Below are 19,079 nucleotides of genomic sequence, written 5' to 3'. Positions count from 1 at the left end.
CCACGACTCCACCACGCGACATGGTGGACATCGCTCCACTGGGCCGGGACCGTGCAGCCGGGGAACGTGCACTGATGGTCGCGGTGCCAGACCGCCTTGCGTTGGGCGGGCGTGAACAGCCGCTCCCCGTCGCCGATGTCGAGGACCTCTCCCCGGCCGCCGAGGACCATCGGGATCAGCCGCGCGTCACACGCCATCCGGCGCAGCACCGCCGGGGAGAGCAGCTCACCCGACATCGTCAACCCCGCCCCCCGGCACCCGTCCTGCAGGTGCGCCAACGAGATGGTGACGATGATCTGGGCCTTCTCGCTCGTCGACGGCTTCCCCGGCGCTGAGACCCCACGCCGGATCACCTCGAGCAGGGCCTCGGCGCGTCTCGTCGCCGCCGGGCGCGGGTCGAGCTGCCCGTCCGGGCCCTTCACCGGGGCCGACAGCGCGGCGACCGCGGCGTCGACGATCGCGGCACCCTCAGGATCCAGGATCAGCTGGTAGCGGCTCATCCCCGCCGGTCCCCGGCTCTTGTGCAGGGCCCGGCCCAGCCGACGCCGCTGCTCATCGCGTTCGAGGTCCTCCGCCGGCGTGATCAGCTGCGTCGCGAACCCGATCGCCCGGCGCAGCTCCTGGACGGTCAACCCCCGACCGCGGTCGTTGTCCGAGGCCGCCTCGACGAGCGCCTCGACATCAGCGGCCAGCGCGTGCGGGTCGGCGAGGCAGCGCACATCCGTGACGAACCGGGACACCAGATCGGCCTTGACCAACGGCATCGCCCCGCACCGGACGGCCTCACCGAACACCTCCGACCCCGGCTCGCCCGCCCGCAGCGCCCGGGCGACATTCAGGACCCGGGTCACGTGCTGGACCTCCGGTTTCGACGCGGCCGCCCCGGCCGCGTCGACGAGCCAGTCCACCACCGACAGGCCACCCTCGTTGCCCGCCCCCTAGACCCCGATCTCCCCGGCCAGCGCCACCTCGAGACACTCGAGAGTGTTCCGCAACCGGCCGACGAGCCCCATCGCGCGCCCAGACCCTCGCCGCCGTGCCGCCAGGTCGGCTCACCCAACGCCCGCTGCGCCGCGTCCGCGGACACCTCAAGCCAGTCCAGCATCGAACCCCCCACCGCCGCACCCCCACCCGCACCCGCACACGACGCACCCCCACCCGACGAGCCGTCAGCGGCGCCTCCGGGGGCGCCATCGAGGACATCATCGGGGGCGCCATCGAGGGCGCAGTCGGGGGTGCCGCCGGCCGGGTCATTGGCCGGGCCGTCGGCCGTGCTGTTGGCCGCGCCGTCGGCCGGGTCATTGGCCGGGCCGTCGGCCGTGCTGTTGGCCGTGCTGTTGGCCGGGCCGGCGGCAGCTGCTCCGGCGCTGCAGAGGTCGCGTCGTCGCGCCTGCAGGGGCGGCAGCGTCTCCCGGCCATGGGCCGACTTCCAGGAGGCCAGATTGCCGAACAGCTCACCCAACGCGACACCGGGCGGCGTCGTGCGCGGCCAGGTCCACACCCGTCCCGGCTCGATGACCTCGCTGCCGGGCTCCGGCTGCTGCTCTTCCATAAGGACAACAGTAGGACCGACCACCGACACCCCTCCGGGCTCTGTCCACAGCGAATCCTGTTGTCCACAGGCCTGATTCGCGTCATCCCACCATCCACAGGCCAACGCGTCAAGGTTGACAGAGCGCCGCAGAGCACCACCTTTGCCGTCGTCGAGTCGCCGAGGCGTACCGTCGGCCCGCGCCCTCTCAGTGGGCGCGCCACGAGGACGCCCGTTCAGGCGTCGATGTGGTCTCTTGGGCTTGCCGGATCAGGTCGGCCGATGACGTCAGGGGCGACCTCACATGCGGGACCAGGGTTCTGGTGGGAGCCGACCCTCTGACTGCAGCGGGCCCACGAGCCAATGCCTACACGGCTCGGGGGGGAATCCGGCCAGCCTGGGCCATCTCGCGCAGCTCGTCGTCGAGGTCGGCCCCCGCGGCGAGCAGGTCAGGTAGCAGATCGGGTTCGAGGGTCAGTGCCCGGAAGGCGTGCGAGACGAGCACGGCGTGGGACGGCCGGTGGACGACGGTGATCTCGTCGCCGGCGACGACAGTGCCGGGCTTCACGACGCAGAGGTAGGCGCCCGACCGGGCTGTCGCGGTGAACGTCTTGAGCCAGCCGCGCGTCGCGATGTGCGCCCGGAGGGTGCCGCACGGGATCCGGGGCCCGGTCACCTGGAGCTCGACCTCGGCGCCGACCCGCCATCGTTCCCCGATGACGGCGTCGCTCACGACGAGCCCTGAGGTCGTGAGGTTCTCCCCGAAGGCGCCGTTGTGCAGCGAACGGCCGAGGAGCTTCTCCCAGTCATCAAGCTCCTCACGATCGTAGGCGTAGACGGCCTGGGCGTCGCCGCCGTGATGACGGTGGTCGCCGATCTGGTCCCCGACGAGACCGCTGCCGAGGCCGTCGGCCTTGGACCCGGGCGCCCGCACCTCGACGGGGCCGTCGTGCGGACGCTTGTCGATGCCACTCGGCAGGTTCTTGCCCGACGGGATGGGGCGCAGGACACCGGTGTTGACGGTCAGGAGATGGGCCACATCATCCACCCTAGCCGCGGAGGGTCAGCCGACGCGGTCGATGACGGACGTGACCAGCGCCTCGAGCGCCGCCCTGGCGTCCCCGACCGGCAGCGGCGCGAGCAGCTCGACGGCCTCGCGACCGACGGCCTGGGTCTCCGCGCGGGCCTGCTCCAGCGCGACGTTCGAGCGCAGCAGCCCCAGGGCCTCGGCGTGGAGGCCGTCCTCGTGCAGGTCCTGGGCGAGCAGCTCCCGCAGCCGGGCGTCCGCCGGCGCCGTCGATGCCTTGGCGTGGAGCACCGCAAGGGTTTCGACGCCCTCGCGCAGGTCGGTGCCGGGCGTCTTTCCCGACTCGAGCGCCTCGGAGGAGATGTCGATGAGGTCGTCGGCGAGCTGGAACGCGATGCCGAGGCGTTCGCCGTAGGCCCGTAACACCTCGACCTGCTCGGGCGTCCCGCCGCTGAACATCGCCCCGTAGCGGGCCGCGGTGGCGATGAGTGCGCCGGTCTTGTCGGCGAGGACACCGAGGTAGTGCTCGACCGGGTCGACCCCGACCGGGCACGGACGGTCGTCACGGATCTGACCGGCACAGAGTCGCACGAAGGTCTGAGCCTGGATGAGGACCGCCTCGGCGCCGAGGCCGGCAATGAGCTCGGACGCCTTGCCGAAGAGCAGGTCCCCGATGAGGATCGCCGTCGAGTTGCCGTACCTCGCGTTGGCACTCTGGACCCCACGCCGCACGTCCGCCTCGTCCATGACGTCGTCGTGGTAGAGCGAGGCCAGGTGGGTCAGCTCGACGCCGGCTGCAGCGGCCACGACGTCGTCATTGATCCCCGTCCCGAGCTCGGCTGCCAGCAGCGTGAGCAGCGGGCGGACCCGCTTGCCCCCAGCGTCCGAGAGGTGGCCCGATGCCTCCGCGATGAGCGGGTCGTCATGGTCCACGGTGCGACGGATGAGGTCGTCCACCCGGCCCAGCCCGTGCTCGAGCCGCGAGGCCAGTTCGGCGGTCACCCCGGGCAGCGCGAGGACGGGCGGGGCAGCGCTCATCGCAGGAACTGTGATGCGTCACCGGCCAGCTGGAGCAGAGCCGAGGGGGCGACGCCCAGCACGAGCGTGAGGACCGCGCCGACGCCGATGGCCGTCTTCGTCATCCACGATGAGGAAACGACCGCCACCGAGTCGTTCTGAGCCGGGGTGAAGTACATCAGGACGATGATCCGGACGTAGACGAAGACCGTGACGGCGCTGGACAGCAGGCCGATGACGACCATGACCGTGCCCATGCCGCCCGAGCGGAGGGCCGGCTCGAAGACGGCGAACTTCGCGGTGAAGCCGGAGGTGAGCGGGATGCCGGCGAACGCGAGGAGGAGGAAGGCGAAGGTGCCCGCAGTGAGGGGGTGTCGCTTGCCCAGCCCCGCCCACTGCGAGAGGTGGGTCGCCTCGGAGCCGCCGTCGCGGACGAGGCCGACGATGGCGAAGGCAGCGATTGTGGTCAGTCCGTAGCAGACGAGGTAGAACATCACGCCACTGACGCCGGCCCGGTCGAACGCGAGCACGCCGACGAGGATGAACCCCGCGTGGGCGATCGAGGAGTAGGCGAGCAGCCGCTTGACGTCGGTCTGCGTGACCGAGAGCACCGCGCCGACGACCATGGTGAGGATGGCGATGATCGCGACGGCGGGCGCCCAGTCCCACCGGTCCGCCTCGATGCCGACGTAGACCAGGCGCAGGATCGCGCCGAAGGCGGCCAGCTTGGTCGCGGCAGCCATAAACCCGGTGACCGGGGTCGGCGCGCCCTGGTAGACGTCGGGGGTCCACGAGTGGAACGGCACGGCCCCGACCTTGAAGAGCAACCCGGAGGCCACGAGGATCACCCCCGGCACCAGCAGGCCCGAGAGCGCGGAGCCGCCCTGGGGGATGGCCACCGCGATGTCGGTGAGGTAAACCGAGCCGGAGTAGCCGAACAGCAGGGCGGTGCCGAAGAGGAAGAACGCCGACGAGAAGGCGCCGAGCAGGAAGTACTTCAGCGACGCCTCCTGGGAGAGCAGCCGCCGCCGGCGGGCGAGCCCGGTGAGGATGTAGAGCGGAAGGGACAGGACCTCGAGCGCGATGAACATCGTCAGGAGGTCACCGGCAGCCGGGAAGAGCAGCATCCCGGCGACGGAGAAGAGGATCAGCGGGAAGACCTCCGAGGTCATCGCCCCGGCGCGCAGCGCCATCGCCTCCTGGCCGGAGCCGGGGGTCGCCGCACCCATCGGAGTGAACGCGTCCGCGCCCACTCCGCCGAGGCGTTCCCCCATCGACAGCACGCCGAGCACCGCGAAGACCAGCAGCGCGCCCTGGAGGAAGAGAGCCGGCTTGTCGATGACGACAGACCCCGTGACGAGGCCGCCCGAGGTGACGAGCCCGGCAGTCTGCACCTGGTGGACGGGGTTCAGCGCCACCCAGACGACCATGCCGAAGGCCGCCACGAGGCCGACCAGCGTGAGGGTCAGCTGCACCGCATACCGGCTGGTCCGTGGGACGAACGCCTCGACGAGCACCCCGACGATGGCCATGCCGAGGACGATGAGCAGCGGCGACAGGGCGCCGTAGTCCAGTGTGGCCGCCGTGAACTCGCTCGGCCGGGCGGCGATCGCCGGGGCGATCGCGGAGGCCATCACAGCGGACATCACTTGGAGCCTCCTTGGGCGGCGGCAACGGGCACGACCGGTGCGGGGTCGGCGACGCCCACGTAGGTCAGCGTCGTCCGGACGGCCGGGTTGATGATGTCGAGGACCGGCTTCGGATAGAAGCCCAGCACCAGGAACAGGGCGATGATCGGGACGACGACCCACTTCTCCCGAGCGCCGAGGTCAGGGGTGCCCACGGCGCTCTCGGGCACCGGGCCGGTCATCATCCGCTTGTACATGAGCAGGATGTAGAGGGCGGCGAGAATGATCCCGATGGTGGCGACGACCGCGGCCACCTGATAGCGCTGGAACGTGCCGACCAGGGTGAGGAACTCGGCGTTGAACGCGCCGAGGCCCGGCAGACCCAGCCCCGAGAGCCCGGCGATGAGGAAGGCGCCAGCGAGGGCTGGGGTGACCCGCTGCCACCCGCCGTAGTCGGCGATCCGCTTGCTGCCGCGACGCTGGATGAGCATTGCCGCGAAGAGGAACAGCGCCGCCGTGGTGAAGCCGTGGTTGACCATGTAGAGCGTCGACCCCGAGCCTCCGGTCGTCGTCATCGCGAAGATCCCGAGGACGATGAAGCCGAAGTGACTGATCGACGTGTAGGCGATGAGCCGCATGATGTCGGTCTGGCCGATGGCCAGCAGCGCGCCGTAGAGCACCGAGATCACCGCGAGGGTGATGACGACAGGCGTGGCCCACGTGCTCGCCTCGGGAAACAACTGGAGGCAGAACCGGATCATGCCGTAGGTGCCCACCTTGTCCAGGACGCCGACGAGGAGCGTCGCCGTTGCCGGCTTGGCCTCCGACGCGGCGTCGGGCAGCCAGGTGTGGAACGGGAACATCGGCGCCTTCACCGCGAAGGCGAAGAAGAACCCGAGGAACAACAGCCGCTCGGTCGTGCCGTCCATCTGCAGCCCGGTCAGCCGGGAGATGAGGAACCCATCGGTGCCACCGGGGCCCTGGGTGTAGAGACCGATGACGGCGGCGAGCATGACGAACCCACCGAGGAGGGAGAAGAGCAGGAACTTCATCGCGGCATACTGACGGCGGGAGCCGCCGTACTGGCCGATGAGGAAGTAGACCGGGATGAGCATCGCCTCGAAGAAGACGTAGAACAGGAAGACGTCGGTCGCGGCGAAGACCCCGACCATGAACGTCTCGAGGACGAGCATCAGGGCGAAGTAGTTCTTCTCCCGCGGGCTCCCCTCCTCACCCGGCAGGTCCCGCCAGGCAGCGATCAGGCAGATCGGGGTGAGAATCGTCGACATGACGATGAGCGCCAACGCGATGCCGTCGACGCCCAGGGCATAGCTGACCCCGAACTGGGGGATCCACTGGTGCTGTTCGACGAGCTGGAACTGTTGGGTGCTGCTCGTCTCGAACTGCAGCGCCGCGCCGATGCTGATGAGCAGCGTAACGACGGAGAAGCCGACGGCGAGGTGCTTGGCCAGGCCGGCCAGGGCCGTCGGGAGGAGCCAGACGACGACCGCACCGACGAGGGGGATGAGGCCGATGATCGTGAGCCAGGGGAGCGTGTTCATCACTGGATCACCCACAGCGCACCGAGGATCACGACGATGCCCGCGAGCATCGTCAGGGCGTAGGAGCGGGCGTATCCGTTCTGGATCCGCCGCAGCCGCGACGACGTCCCGCCGATGAGGGCGGCGAGCCCGCCCGCCGCACCATCGACCCCGCTGCTGTCCGCGAAGACGAGGGAGCGGGTCAGGTGGGTGCCCGGGCGCATCAGGACGCCCTCGTTGACCTGGTCCTGATAGAGGTCGTTGCGGGCCGCCCGGGTGACCAGGTTGCCCTGGGGGGCCACCACGGGGACGGCGTCGCGCAGGTAGCGCATCCACGCGAGCCCGATGCCGCCGGCCACGAGCGCCAGCGTCAGGACGAGGAGCACGGTGGGCGGGAGCACGGGCTCGTGCTCGGCGCCCCCGGAGATCCCGAAGACGGGGTCGAGCCAGCTCTGCAGCAGGCTCGTCTGACCGAAGCCGAGGACGACCCCGAGGACGGCCGACCCGACGGCGAGCACCATCATCGGCACCGTCATCGTCAGGGGTGACTCGTGCGGGTGGACGTCGTCGGTCCAGCGCCGCTTGCCGTGGAAGGTCATGAAGAACAGGCGGGACATGTAGAACGCCGTGATGCCCGCGCCGAGGAGCGCCGCCATCCCGAAGACCCAGGGGCGCCAGCCCTCACCGATGAACGCAGCCTCGATGATCTTGTCCTTGCTCCAGAAGCCGGCGAACGGGGGCACGCCGAGGATCGCCAGCCACCCGAGGCCGAACGTGACCCAGGTGATCTTCATGACCGCGGACAGACCACCGAAGCGGCGCATGTTGACCTCGTCGTTCATGCCGTGCATGACCGACCCGGCGCCGAGGAACATCCCGGCCTTGAAGAACCCGTGCGTGAGCAGGTGGAAGATCGCGAAGACGTATCCCACCGGCCCGAGCCCGGCCGCCAGCATCATGTAGCCGATCTGGCTCATCGTCGACGCGGCCAGCGCCTTCTTCATGTCGTCCTTCGCGCAGCCCACGATCGCACCGAACAACAGCGTGATCGCCCCGACGACGACGACGGCCAGCTGCGCGTTGGGCGCGCCCTCGAAGATCGCGTGGCTGCGCACGACAAGGTAGACGCCGGCGGTGACCATCGTCGCGGCATGGATCAGGGCCGAGACCGGGGTCGGGCCCGCCATGGCGTCCCCGAGCCAGCTCTGCAGCGGGAACTGCGCCGACTTGCCGCAGGCGCCCAGCAGCAGGAAGAGGCCCAGTGCCGTGAGGGCACCCTCGTTCGCCTGCGCGACGCCGGCGTTGACCGAGGCGTAGTCGACGTTGCCGAACTGGAAGAACATGATCATGATCGCCACGGAGAGGCCGAGGTCACCGACACGGTTCGCGACGAAGGCCTTGTTGGCCGCGGTGGCGTAGGCCGGGTTGTGGTTCCAGAACCCGATGAGCAGCCACGACGCGAGACCGACGCCCTCCCAGCCGACGTAAAGCAGCAGGTAGGAGTCCGCGAGCACGAGCAGGAGCATCGAGGCCACGAAGAGGTTGAGGTAGCCGAAGAACTTCCGCCTGTCGGGGTCGCCCTTCATGTACCCCAGCGAGTAGACGTGGATCAGCGACCCCACGAAGGTGATGAGCATGACGAACGCCAGCGACAGCGGGTCGAGCAGCAGCCCTGCATCGAGGTTGAACTGACCGGCAGGCAGCCAGGTGAAGAGGTGGAGCTGCTGGGCGCGGTCGGCATCGGCCCGCCCGACCATGGCGACGATGACGATGACGCCGAGCACGAAGGACCCCCACGAGAGGAGGGTGGCCAGGACCGGCCCGAACGTGTCGGTCCGGCGGCCGCCGACGAGCAGGAGCACCGCGCCGAGCAGCGGCAGCGCGACGAGCAGCCACGCGTATGCCGTGAGGCCGCTCGCCTGGGCGGCGACGCCGTTGCCCGCGCCCGCGAGGGCACCGGGCCCGGCATACGAGCCGAGCACGGTGGAGAGTGTGTGCACGCCGGTTGCTCCTTACAGCTTCAGCAGGTTGGCATCGTCGACCGAAGCCGACCGGCGGGCGCGGAAGATGGCCATGATGATGGCCAGGCCCACGACGACCTCGGCGGCCGCGACGACCATCACGAACAGGGCGATGACCTGGCCGTCGAGGGTGCCGTGGATCCGCGCGAAGGTGACGAAGGCGAGGTTGGTGGCGTTGAGCATCAGCTCGACGCCCATGAACACGATGATCGCGTTGCGGCGCAACAGCACGGCGGCCGCGCCGATCGAGAAGAGCGCCGTCGAGAGGAAGAGGTAGTGGCTCAGGCTCATCGCGTCGAACTCTCCTCTATCTCGTCCTCGATCGCCTGCTCGGCGGCGTGGTACTGCTCCGGAGCACTGATCTGGTCGCGGGAGACGAGCACCCGCGAGACCGAGAGCTCGCTCGGGCTGCCGTCGGGCAGCAGGGCCGGGGTGTCGACCGCGTTGTGTCGAGCGTAGACGCCCGGGGCCGGCAGTCCCGCCACGTAGGAGTTCTCCCGGACGCGTCGCTCGGACCGGTCACGCTGGGACAGCTTCTCGCCGATCCGCTCGCGGTGGGTGAGCACCATGGCGCCGATGGCCGCGGTGATGAGCAGTGCGGAGGTGATCTCGAAGGCCCAGACGTACTTGCCGAAGACGAGGTTGGCCACGCCGGTGATGTTGCCGGTCTCGTCGTTGACGGCCGTCACGCCCTTCGGCGTGGGGAGGGTCAGCGACCCGAGGGCGAAGAACAGCACCCCGGCCAGACCGAGGCAGAGGACCAGCGCGGCCACCTTCTGGCCCTTGATCGTCTCGACGAGCGAGTCCGAGGAGTCGACGCCGACGAGCATCAGCACGAAGAGGAAGAGCATCATGACGGCGCCGGTGTAGACGAAGACCTGGACGATGCCCAGGAACTCGGCGTTCTGGACGATGTAGAGCACGCCGAGGTTGACCATGACGAACGCCGTGCAGATGGCCGCGTGGACCGCCTTGCGGGCGAAGAGCAGGCCGAGGGCGGCCAGGACCATGAGCGGCCCGAGGATCCAGAAGATGACGGCCTCACCGGTGGAGGTCATCGCACGACCTCCCCGGCCGCCGTCGCGCCCGCGGCGCCCGTCGTGTCGTCCCCGGCCGCACCGTGATCGGTGACCCAGGTCTGCTGCTCGGGCGTGGACCGCGCCACCTTGCCGCGGTAGTAGTCCCGCTCCTCCATCCCGTCGACCATGGGGTGCGGAGCCGGGAGCATGCCCTCCTGGATCGGGGCGAGGAGCTGGTCCTTGGTGAAGATCAGGTCGGCGCGGTTGTTGTCCGCGAGCTCGTAGAAGTTCGTCATCGTCAGCGCGCGGGTCGGGCACGCCTCGATGCAGAGCCCGCAGAAGATGCAGCGCAGGTAGTTGATCTGGTAGACGCGGCCGTAGCGCTCACCGGGCGAGTAGCGGCCACCGCCGCCCTCCGAGTCGTCGTTCGACGCTCCTTCGACGAGGATCGCGTCGGCCGGGCAGGCCCACGCGCACAGCTCGCACCCGATGCACTTCTCGAGGCCGTCGGGGTGCCGGTTGAGCTGGTGCAGGCCGTGGAAGCGCGCCTCCGTCGGACGTTTGACCTCGGGGTACTCCTCGGTCGCGACCTTGCGGAACATCGTCGCGAAGGTGACGCCGAAACCGGCGACGGGTGCGAAGAGCTCACCGAGGGCGCTGCTGCGCGACTCCTCCTGCGGCTTCGGCTTCCGGGTGCCCGCGCGGGGCGGAACGCGCCTGGGCGTGCTCGAACTGCCGGAGGAGCTGCCGGGCATGGGCGTCTCGGCCACGGGACCCGTGGCCCCCGTGTCTGGGCTGTCAGCCACGTCCATCCTCCTGTGCGGTGGTGCTCTCGAGGACCGTGGTGCTGGTGTCGGTGGTCCGACCGGCGACGGGCGCCCCGGCGCCGACGGCGACCCGGGTGGGCTCGCGCAGCGTCTGGCCGGGCAACGGCGGCACAGGATATCCCCCCGCGAAGGGGTCGACCTCGCTGGGCCGCCTCAACGCCGTGGCCGCCTCGAGCCTGTCGGCGCGCTTGTTGTCCCAGATCCATGACCCGGCCAGGGCCGCGACGGCGATGACGCTGACCGCGACCAGGGTCGCCGTGGGGATCTGTCGGTTCACGACGGTGATGAACGAGGTCCCGAACCAGCCGTTCTGCGAGCCGCGGATGAAGGCGACGGCCACCACCCAGAGCAGGGTGACGGGGATGAGGAACTTCCACCCGAAGCGCATGAACTGGTCGTAGCGCACCCTGGGCAGCGAGCCGCGCAGCCAGACGAAGAAGAACATGAAGATCCAGAGCTTGGCGGTGAACCAGAGCACGCCCCACCACCCCTGGTTGAACATGCCGTCGTTGATGGCGGCGATGCCGGGGGGGGCCTGCCAACCGCCGAGGAACATCGTCGTTGCCAGGGCCGAGACGGTGAACATGTTGATGTACTCACCGAGGAAGAACATGGCGAACCGCATCGAGCCGTACTCGGTGTGGAAGCCGCCGGTGAGCTCACCCTCGCCCTCGGCGAGGTCGAACGGCAGCCGGTTGGTCTCGCCGACCATGGTCACGAGGTAGACCGCGAAGGAGAAGAACGCCGGGATGATGTACCAGAGGCTCGACTGGCCGGACACGATCTGGGACGTCGACATCGACCCGCTGTAGATGAAGATCGCGACCAGGGACAGGCCCATGGCGATCTCGTAGGAGATGATCTGGGCGGTCGAGCGCAGCCCGCCGAGCAGCGGATAGGTCGAGCCCGACGACCAGCCGGCCAGGATGATGCCGTAGACCCCCACGGAGGCTACGGCGAGCACGAGCAGCACGGCGACGGGCAGGTCGGTCAGCTGCAGTGGGGTCAGGTGGCCGAACATCGACGCCTTGTCACCCATCGGGATGATCGCGAACGAGACGAAGGCCATCGTCGCGGCGATGAGCGGCGCGAGGGTGAAGATCAGCTTGTCGGCGGCCGCGGGGGTGACGTCCTCCTTGAGCATCGACTTCATGCCGTCGGCGAGGGTCTGGAGCAGCCCGAACGGACCGGTGCGGTTGGGGCCGGGGCGCTGCTGCATGCGGCCGATGACGCGCCGCTCGAACCAGATGACCAGCAGTGTGCTGATCAGCAGGTAGACGAAGATGATGAGGGCCTTGATCAGCGAGAGCCACCACGGCGTGTCGGTGAAGTCTGCCTTGGGGTTGTCGACCGTCGGCACACCGAGGTGGGGAGCAGCGGCAAGTATGCCGTGCAGCTCGGTGACCGCCCCGGTGGCCATCGTCGTGAGCAGGGTCGCAGTCATCAGCGGCCGCCTTCCGTGGTGACGGTGACCCGGGCGCCGGCGTCGACCCCGAGGGTGGCGCGGACGGCACAGCCGGCCGAGTTCGTCGGGAGCCAGACGACCCCGTCGACCATGTCGTGAACGACCTGGACCGGGACCGTGACGCAGCCCCGGGCGGTGCTGACCGTGACGAGCTCGCCCTGGGCGGCGCCGATCTGCTGGGCCCCGGCGGCGTTGACCTTGAGCACGGCCGCGGGGGCGGTGCCGGCGAGGAAGGGCTCGCCGTCCTGCAGCCGGCCGGCGTCGAGGAGCGTCGCCCACGTCGCGAGGACGAAGCCCTCGCGGTCGGTAGGGCTCGTCGCGACATCGGTTGTCGCGACATCGGTTGAGGAAGTCGTGGTGCCGGATGCGGTGGCGGTTGTGACGGGCTCGAGGCTCGCCCGCTCACCGCGCCACGGGCCGAGCTCGTCGAACTGGGCGTGGATCTGCTCCTGCGTGCGCGTCTCGAGGAAGGCCCCGAGCTCGTCCGCGACCAGGTCGAGGACGCGGTGGTCGCTCATGGAGTTGGTCTCGATGGCAGCCTCGAAGCGGCGCAGGCGCCCCTCCCAGTTGACGAAGGAGCCCGACTTCTCCGAGTGCGGCGCCACCGGGAGGACGACGTCGGCGACCGCGGTGACGGCGGACTCTCGGACCTCGAGTGAGACGACGAAGGTCTTGGCGAGGGCCTCCTCGACGCGGGGGTTGCTGAGGTCGGCCGGGTCGAGGCCGCCGACGACGAGGGCGTCGATCTCGCCTGAACAGGCGGCCTCGATGATGCCGTCGGTGTCGCGCCCGGGGGTGTCGGGCAGCCCCACGACGTCCCAGACCTCGGCCACCTGGGTGCGGGCGGCGGCACTCGACGCGGGACGGCCACCGGGCAGGAGGGCGCCGATGGCGCCGGTCTCGATGGCGCCCCGCTCCCCCGCACGGCGCGGGATCCAGGCCAGGCGGGCGCCGGTCTGCTCGGAGAGGCGGACGGCGGCGGCGAGTGCGCCGGGCACCGTCGCGAGGCGCTCGCCGACGAGGATCACGCCGCCGTCGCCGAGCCCGGTCAGCAGGGCCTGGGCCCCCACCTCGGACCGGGCGAGGTCGTCCAGCGCCGCGGTCTCGGACCCCGGTGCGGTCGGGACGAGTATGCCCGACAGCTTGTCGAGCCCACGGGTCGAGAAGGGGGCCACCGCATACACGGCGGTCCGGTTCGTGCGGACTCCCTTGCGGAGGCGCAGGAAGACGATCGGCGACTCGTCCTCGGGCTCGAAGCCGACGAGGAGCACCGCCTTCGCCCTCTCGAGGTCGAGGTAGGAGACGGCCGCACTCCCCAGCAAGCCGTCGACACCCGCGGCGACGACGTGGGTGGCCAGGAAGGCGACCTCCTCGGCCGAGTGCGGCCGCACGCGGAAGTCGATGTCGTTGGTGTTGAGGGCGATGCGGGCGAACTTGCCGTACGCGTAGGCGTCCTCGGCGGACACGCGCCCACCGACGAGGACCCCGGCGTTGCGGGCCCTGCGCAGTCCTGCCGCCGCGACCTCGAGGGCCTCCGGCCAGCCAGCAGCACGCAGGTCACCGTGCTCGTCGCGCAACAGCGGCACGGTAAGGCGGTCGGGCAGGGTCGTGGACTGGAAGGCCCAGCGCCCCTTGTCGCAGTTCCACTCCTCGTTGACCTCCGGGTCGTTGCCGGCCATCCGGCGCAGCACCACACCGCGGCGGTGGTCGGTGCGGATCGAGCAGCCCGAGGCACAGTGCTCACAGACGCTGGGCGTCGAGATGAGGTCGAAGGGCCGCGAGCGGAAGCGGTAGGCCGCCCCGGTGAGCGCGCCCACCGGGCAGATCTGGACCGTGTTGCCGGAGAAGTAGGACTCGAAGGGCTGGTCCTCGTAGATGCCGACCTGCTGGAGGGCACCCCGCTCGACGAGGGCGATGAACGGGTCGCCCGCGATCTGGTCGGAGAAGCGGGTGCACCGGGCGCAGAGCACGCACCGCTCACGGTCGAGCAGGACCTGGCTGGAGATGTTGATCGGCTTGGGATACGTGCGCTTGACGTCCTCGAAGCGCGAGGTGGCCCGACCGTTGCTCATCGCCTGGTTCTGCAGGGGGCACTCGCCGCCCTTGTCGCAGACCGGGCAGTCCAACGGGTGGTTGATGAGGAGGAACTCCATGATCCCGTGCTGCGCCTTGTCGGCCGCTGGCGAGGTGTGCTGGGTCTTGACCTGCATGCCGTCCGTGACCGTGATGGTGCACGAGGCCTGCGGCTTGGGCATCGCCCGCATCGAGCCGTCCGGGCCGGGTGTCGCGATGTCGACGAGGCACTGGCGGCAGGCGCCCACCGGCTCGAGGAGGGGGTGGTCGCAGAACCGCGGGATCTGGACGCCGATCTCCTCGGCCGCCCGGATGACGAGGGTGCCTTTCGGGACCGACACGGCAACGCCGTCAATTGTGAGGCTGACGGCGGCCGGACCGGCGGGGATCTTGGCGTCCCCACCGCTGCTGACGGCGTTGCCGCCGGCGCTCGGACTCGTGGTGGTCGCAGGTGTGCTCGTCATGCGGACGCCGTCTCCTTCTCCTTGGCGAAGAGCGTCGACGCGTCGCGGTCGAAGGGACAGCCCCCGTGCGTCAGGTGCGCGACGTACTCGTCGCGGAAGTACTGGATGCTGCTCGTGATCGGCGAGGTCGCCCCGTCGGCGAGGGCGCAGAACGAGCGGCCGAGGATGTTGTCGCACAGGTCCAGCAGCTTGTCCAGATCGGCCTCGCTGCCCTCGCCGTGCTCGAGCCGCTCGAGGATCTGCGAGAGCCACCAGGTGCCCTCACGACACGGGGTGCACTTTCCGCAGGACTCGTGCTTGTAGAAGTCCGTCCACCGTTCGACGGCGCGCACGACGCAGGTCGTCTCGTCGAAGATCTGGAGGGCACGGGTGCCGAGCATCGAGCCCGCCGCGCCAACCGACTCGAAGTCCAGCGGCACGTCGAGGTGGGCGTCGGTGAAGAGCGGCGTCGAGGACCCGCCCGGGGTCCAGAACTTCAGCTTCTGCTGCGGGTCCTTCATCCCGCCGGCGAGGTCGAGCAGCTCGCGCAGGGTGATGCCGAGCGGCGCCTCGTACTGCCCCGGTCGCTTGACGTGACCGGAAAGGCTGAAGATGCCGAAGCCCGACGACTTCTCGGTGCCCATGTTCTTGAACCAGTCGGCGCCGTGGAGCAGGATCGATGGCACCGAGGCGATCGACTCGACGTTGTTGACCACGGTCGGGCGCGCATAGAGGCCCGCGACGGCCGGGAACGGGGGTTTGAGGCGCGGTTGGCCGCGGCGACCCTCGAGCGAGTCGAGCAGTGCCGTCTCCTCGCCGCAGATGTACGCCCCGGCGCCGGCGTGCACGGTGATGTCCAGATCGAACCCCGACCCGTGGATGTCCGTGCCGAGGTGGCCCGCGGCATACGCCTCCTCGACCGCGCGCATGAGGCGACGGTAGACGTGGACGAGCTCTCCACGCAGGTAGATGAAGGCGTGGGTGCATCCGATGGCATACGACGTGATGGCCATGCCCTCGATCAGGAAGTGCGGGGCCGCCATCATCAGCGGCGTGTCCTTGCAGGTGCCCGGCTCCGACTCGTCGGCGTTGACGACGAGGTAGCGGGGGCCGCCGTCCGGCGGGGGGAGGAAGCCCCACTTCATGCCGGTGGGGAACCCCGCGCCGCCGCGACCGCGCAGTCCGGAGTCCTTCGTCGCGGCAACGAGCTCCTCCGGCTTCATGGAGAGCGCCTTGCTGAGGCCGTCGTACCCCTCGTTGTCCTCGTAGGTCGCCAGGGTCCACGACTGCGGGTGGTCCCAGAACTTCGTCAGGATGGGGGTGAGCTGGGTCGTCATCGGTGCTCCTCGCCGTTCTTCCGGGCCGTGGCGTCCGGCCCGGCGTCTGCGGCCGGCTCACCGCCCGGCAGCTCGTCAGGCTCGTTGGACGGGGAGTCGGTCGAGCTGGGCAGACCGGCCACGAGCGCGTCGGTGCGCTCGCCCGCGGAACTGGCCCGGGTCGAGGTGCTGTCGCCGCCAGCCCTGTCGCCGCCAGCCTCGTCGCCTGCGGCGGTCCAGCCGCGGTCCCTGGCAACCAGGAGGCCCTCCAGAGAGGCCTGGCCGGCGCCGACGCCCTGGTCGGCCAACCCGTCGGGGAACCCGGCCAGGACGCGGGAGACGTGCTTGAACGAGCAGACCGTGTCGGCGCCGCGGGTGGGCCTGACCGGACGTCCGGCCCGCAGGTCGTCGACGAGCTCCGTGCTCGACTCGATCGTCTGGTTGTCGAAGAACTCCCAGTTGGCCATGACCACCGGAGCGTAGTCGCACGCGGCGTTGCACTCGATGCGCTCCAGCGTGATCTTGCCGTCCGGCGTCGTCTCGTCGTGGCCCACCCCCAGGTGGTCGCTGACGGCCTCCCAGATCTGGTCGCCGCCCATGATGGCGCAGAGGGTGTTGGTGCAGACACCGACGGTGAACTCGCCGTTGGGGTGACGCTTGTACTGCGTGTAGAACGTCGCCACCCCGCTGACCTCGGCGGTCTCGAGGTCGAGCAGCTCGGCGCACATCGCGATGCCCCGGCCGGCGACGTAGCCGTCGATGCTCTGCACGAGGTGGAGCAGCGGCAGCAGCGCCGAGCGCTTCTGCGGGTAGCGCGCGATGACCAGGGCGGCGTCGACGCGCAGCTGCGCGTCGACCTCTGCGGGGTAGGGCGCCTTGCTCTCGGGACTGACCGTGAGATGTCCGCTGGCGGTCTGACTCTGCGATGTGGCTGACATCTATCGGTCCACCCCTCCCATGACCGGGTCGATCGAGGCCACGGCGACGATGACGTCGGCGATCTGGCCGCCCTCGCACATCGCGGCCACGGCCTGCAGGTTGTTGAAGGACGGATCACGGAAGTGCGCCCGGTAGGGACGCGTCCCCCCGTCGGACACCGCATGGCAGCCGAGCTCGCCCTTGGCACTCTCGACCGCGGCATACGCCTGGCCGGGCGGGACCCGGAATCCCTCGGTGACAAGCTTGAAGTGGTGGATCAGGGCCTCCATCGACTCACCCATGATCTCGCGGATGTGGTCGAGGCTGTTGCCCATCCCGTCGCCGCCGATGGCGAGCTGGGCCGGCCAGGCGATCTTCTTGTCCGCGACCATGACCGGCGCACCGGGCTCGTCGGCCTGGAGCTTCTCGCAGGCCTGCTCGACGATGCGCAGCGACTGGTACATCTCGTCGATCCTGACCCGGAGCCGGCCGTAGGCGTCGCACGTGTCGCGCGTCGGGATCTCGAAGTCGTAGTCCTCGTAGCCACAGTAGGGCGAGGCCTTGCGCAGGTCGTGCGGCAGACCCGCCGCCTTCAGGATCGGACCGGTGACGCCGAGCGCCATGCACCCGGTGAGGTCGAGGTAGCCGACATCGACGGTGCGGCCCTTGAGCAGCGGGTTCTCCACGAGGAGCATCTCGAGCTCCTTGAGGCCGCGACGCAGCTGGGGCATGGTGTCGCGGATCTTGTCGAAGACCCCCCGGGGGAGGTCCTGGGCGACCCCACCGGGGCGGATGTAGGCGTTGTTCATCCGCAGCCCGGTGATCATCTCGATGATCGACAGGATCCGCTCGCGCTCCCGGAAGCCCACGGTCATCACGGTCGTCGCCCCCATCTCCAGGCCACCGGTGCCGAGGGCGATGAGGTGGGAGCTGATCCGGGTCAGCTCCATCATGAGCACCCGGATGGTCGAGGCGCGCGCGGGGATCTGGTCGGTGATGCCGAGGAGCTTCTCCACCGCGAGGCAGAACGCCGTCTCCTGGAACATCGGGGTGAGGTAGTCCATCCGGGTGCAGAAGGTCACGCCCTGGGTCCAGGTGCGGAACTCCATGTTCTTCTCGATGCCCGTGTGGAGGTAGCCGATGCCCGCGCGGGTCTCGGTCACCGTCTCCCCGTCGAGCTCGAGGATCAGCCGCAGGACGCCGTGGGTCGACGGGTGCTGCGGACCCATGTTGACGACGATGCGCTCCTCGTGCAGCGCGGTGGCCTCGTCGACGAGGTCGTCCCAGTCGGCGCCGGAGGCGTTGAAGACGTGCGCCCCCTCGCCGTGGGCCTCGTCTGCGCGCGACGTCGCATAGGGGTCCTTGTGCGTGCGTTGTGTGGTCATCAGGAGTAGGACCTCCGCTGGTCCGGCGGTGGGATGGTGGCGCCCTTGTACTCGACGGGGATGCCGCCGAGCGGGTAGTCCTTGCGTTGCGGGTGGCCCGGCCAGTCGTCGGGCATCAGGATCCGGGTCAGTGCCGGGTGGCCGTCGAACTGGATGCCGAACATGTCCCACGTCTCGCGCTCGTGCCAGTCGTTGGCGGGATAGACCGCGACGATCGACGGGATGTGGGGGTCGCTGTCTGGACAGGTGACCTCGACCCGGATCCGGCGGCTGCCGTGGGTGATCGAGAGGAAGTGGTAGACCGCGTGCAGCTCGCGGCCCACCTCGGCGAGGTAGTGCACCCCGGAGACGCCGGTGCAGATCTCGAACCGCAGGCCCGGGTCGTCGCGCAGCGTCTGGGCGAAGGTCACCAGGTGTTCGCGGCGCACGAAGATCGTCATCTCGCCGCGGTCGACGGTGACCCGCTCGACGGCCTCGGCCCACGACGCGGTGCCGCCGACGAGCGCCCGCTCCAGATGGTCGGCGACCTCGTCGAAAAATCCGCCGAAGGGCCGCTGCGAGGCGCCGGGGAAGAGGATCGGTGACTGCAGGCCGCCGTATCCCGAGGTGTCGCCGCCCTGGGAGGCCCCGAACATGCCGGTGCGCTCGCCGACGACGACCGGGTCCGGCGTCGTGCCCAGCAGGGCCGGGAGGTTGGTGTGCTCCTCCGCGGCTTCCTGGCCGGCGGCGTGACCGGTCACCGGGACCGTGCTGTCGTCGGCCATCAGGCGAGCAGTCCCTTCATCGCGTGGGTCGGCGTCGCCGACAGGGCTGCCGCCTCGGCCGCCTTCACGGCGTTCACCCGGTTGATGCCCAGCGGCTCGTTCTG

15 protein-coding genes and 1 pseudogene are annotated in these 19,079 nt (G+C 69.9%); all 16 read right to left on the bottom strand.

Features of this window, described 5'->3' with window-relative positions; all coding sequences use genetic code 11:
- Positions 1-911 (bottom strand): DUF222 domain-containing protein (locus ACLL9L_RS14375; protein ID WP_411285344.1); only part of this gene is annotated, 911 nt, incomplete at its 3' end.
- A gap of 987 nt (positions 912-1,898) precedes the next feature.
- Complete coding sequence (locus ACLL9L_RS14370) at positions 1,899-2,570, bottom strand: MOSC domain-containing protein (protein WP_411285343.1); 672 nt, start codon at positions 2,568-2,570, stop codon at positions 1,899-1,901.
- A gap of 24 nt (positions 2,571-2,594) precedes the next feature.
- Entirely contained in the window at positions 2,595-3,596 is a 1,002-nt protein-coding gene (locus tag ACLL9L_RS14365) for a polyprenyl synthetase family protein (protein WP_411285342.1), read from the bottom strand.
- The gene (gene nuoN, locus ACLL9L_RS14360; protein ID WP_411285341.1) at positions 3,593-5,221 is read right to left on the bottom strand and encodes an NADH-quinone oxidoreductase subunit NuoN; all 1,629 of its coding nucleotides are present in this window, start codon (positions 5,219-5,221) and stop codon (positions 3,593-3,595) included. The genes ACLL9L_RS14365 and nuoN overlap by 4 nt, the downstream gene beginning before the upstream one ends.
- Complete coding sequence (locus tag ACLL9L_RS14355; RefSeq protein WP_411285340.1) at positions 5,221-6,765, bottom strand: NADH-quinone oxidoreductase subunit M; 1,545 nt, start codon at positions 6,763-6,765, stop codon at positions 5,221-5,223. Before ACLL9L_RS14355 ends, nuoN begins: the two co-directional genes overlap by 1 nt.
- A complete protein-coding gene (gene nuoL, locus ACLL9L_RS14350; protein ID WP_411285339.1) occupies positions 6,765-8,744 on the bottom strand; it encodes an NADH-quinone oxidoreductase subunit L in 1,980 nt (659 codons plus the stop codon). Before nuoL ends, ACLL9L_RS14355 begins: the two co-directional genes overlap by 1 nt.
- Before the next feature lie 12 nt (positions 8,745-8,756).
- A complete protein-coding gene (nuoK, locus tag ACLL9L_RS14345) occupies positions 8,757-9,056 on the bottom strand; it encodes an NADH-quinone oxidoreductase subunit NuoK (RefSeq protein WP_411285338.1) in 300 nt (99 codons plus the stop codon).
- On the bottom strand, positions 9,053-9,823 hold the full coding sequence (locus tag ACLL9L_RS14340; RefSeq protein ID WP_411285337.1) for an NADH-quinone oxidoreductase subunit J: 771 nt from the start codon (positions 9,821-9,823) through the stop codon (positions 9,053-9,055). The genes nuoK and ACLL9L_RS14340 overlap by 4 nt, the downstream gene beginning before the upstream one ends.
- Positions 9,820-10,590 (bottom strand): NADH-quinone oxidoreductase subunit NuoI, encoded by a 771-nt coding sequence (gene nuoI / locus ACLL9L_RS14335; RefSeq protein ID WP_411285336.1) that lies wholly within the window; start codon positions 10,588-10,590, stop codon positions 9,820-9,822. Before nuoI ends, ACLL9L_RS14340 begins: the two co-directional genes overlap by 4 nt.
- Positions 10,583-12,031 carry an NADH-quinone oxidoreductase subunit NuoH gene (gene nuoH / locus ACLL9L_RS14330; RefSeq protein ID WP_411285345.1) on the bottom strand — a complete coding sequence of 483 codons (1,449 nt, stop codon included), beginning with the start codon at positions 12,029-12,031 and terminating at the stop codon, positions 10,583-10,585. Before nuoH ends, nuoI begins: the two co-directional genes overlap by 8 nt.
- Positions 12,032-12,054: 23 nt before the next feature.
- Positions 12,055-14,613, bottom strand: coding sequence for an NADH-quinone oxidoreductase subunit G (locus ACLL9L_RS14325; RefSeq protein WP_411285335.1), 2,559 nt, complete (start codon positions 14,611-14,613; stop codon positions 12,055-12,057).
- Positions 14,610-15,929, bottom strand: a complete 1,320-nt coding sequence (gene nuoF, locus ACLL9L_RS14320; protein WP_411285334.1) for an NADH-quinone oxidoreductase subunit NuoF — start codon at positions 15,927-15,929, stop codon at positions 14,610-14,612. Before nuoF ends, ACLL9L_RS14325 begins: the two co-directional genes overlap by 4 nt.
- Positions 15,926-16,846 (bottom strand): NADH-quinone oxidoreductase subunit NuoE, encoded by a 921-nt coding sequence (nuoE, locus tag ACLL9L_RS14315; protein ID WP_411285333.1) that lies wholly within the window; start codon positions 16,844-16,846, stop codon positions 15,926-15,928. The genes nuoF and nuoE overlap by 4 nt, the downstream gene beginning before the upstream one ends.
- Positions 16,847-18,211: an NADH-quinone oxidoreductase subunit D gene (locus ACLL9L_RS14310; protein WP_411285332.1), complete on the bottom strand. Its 1,365-nt coding sequence runs from the start codon at positions 18,209-18,211 to the stop codon at positions 16,847-16,849.
- The gene (locus ACLL9L_RS14305) at positions 18,211-18,975 is read right to left on the bottom strand and encodes an NADH-quinone oxidoreductase subunit C (protein ID WP_411285331.1); all 765 of its coding nucleotides are present in this window, start codon (positions 18,973-18,975) and stop codon (positions 18,211-18,213) included. The genes ACLL9L_RS14310 and ACLL9L_RS14305 overlap by 1 nt, the downstream gene beginning before the upstream one ends.
- Positions 18,975-19,079: pseudogene (locus tag ACLL9L_RS14300) on the bottom strand (NADH-quinone oxidoreductase subunit B); the annotation flags it as partial. The pseudogene ACLL9L_RS14300 and the gene ACLL9L_RS14305, both read right to left, overlap by 1 nt.

Source organism: Lapillicoccus sp. (genome assembly GCF_046595215.1).
Classification (GTDB): domain Bacteria; phylum Actinomycetota; class Actinomycetes; order Actinomycetales; family Dermatophilaceae; genus Lapillicoccus.
Note: the sequence above shows the minus strand (reverse complement) of the source record. Positions and strands in the feature narration are given on the sequence as shown.

Bases quoted from the DNA above. Each gene is read 5' to 3' on its own strand.
- ACLL9L_RS14365 (WP_411285342.1), bottom strand. From the start codon at position 3,596: ATGAGCGCTGCCCCGCCCGTCCTCGCGCTGCCCGGGGTGACCGCCGAA.
- nuoN (WP_411285341.1), bottom strand. From the start codon at position 5,221: ATGTCCGCTGTGATGGCCTCCGCGATCGCCCCGGCGATCGCCGCCCGG.
- ACLL9L_RS14355 (WP_411285340.1), bottom strand. From the start codon at position 6,765: ATGAACACGCTCCCCTGGCTCACGATCATCGGCCTCATCCCCCTCGTC.
- nuoK (WP_411285338.1), bottom strand. From the start codon at position 9,056: ATGAGCCTGAGCCACTACCTCTTCCTCTCGACGGCGCTCTTCTCGATC.
- ACLL9L_RS14340 (WP_411285337.1), bottom strand. From the start codon at position 9,823: ATGACCTCCACCGGTGAGGCCGTCATCTTCTGGATCCTCGGGCCGCTC.
- nuoH (WP_411285345.1), bottom strand. From the start codon at position 12,031: ATGGCCACCGGGGCGGTCACCGAGCTGCACGGCATACTTGCCGCTGCT.
- ACLL9L_RS14325 (WP_411285335.1), bottom strand. From the start codon at position 14,613: ATGACGAGCACACCTGCGACCACCACGAGTCCGAGCGCCGGCGGCAAC.
- nuoF (WP_411285334.1), bottom strand. From the start codon at position 15,929: ATGACGACCCAGCTCACCCCCATCCTGACGAAGTTCTGGGACCACCCG.
- nuoE (WP_411285333.1), bottom strand. From the start codon at position 16,846: ATGTCAGCCACATCGCAGAGTCAGACCGCCAGCGGACATCTCACGGTC.
- ACLL9L_RS14310 (WP_411285332.1), bottom strand. From the start codon at position 18,211: ATGACCACACAACGCACGCACAAGGACCCCTATGCGACGTCGCGCGCA.
- ACLL9L_RS14305 (WP_411285331.1), bottom strand. From the start codon at position 18,975: ATGGCCGACGACAGCACGGTCCCGGTGACCGGTCACGCCGCCGGCCAG.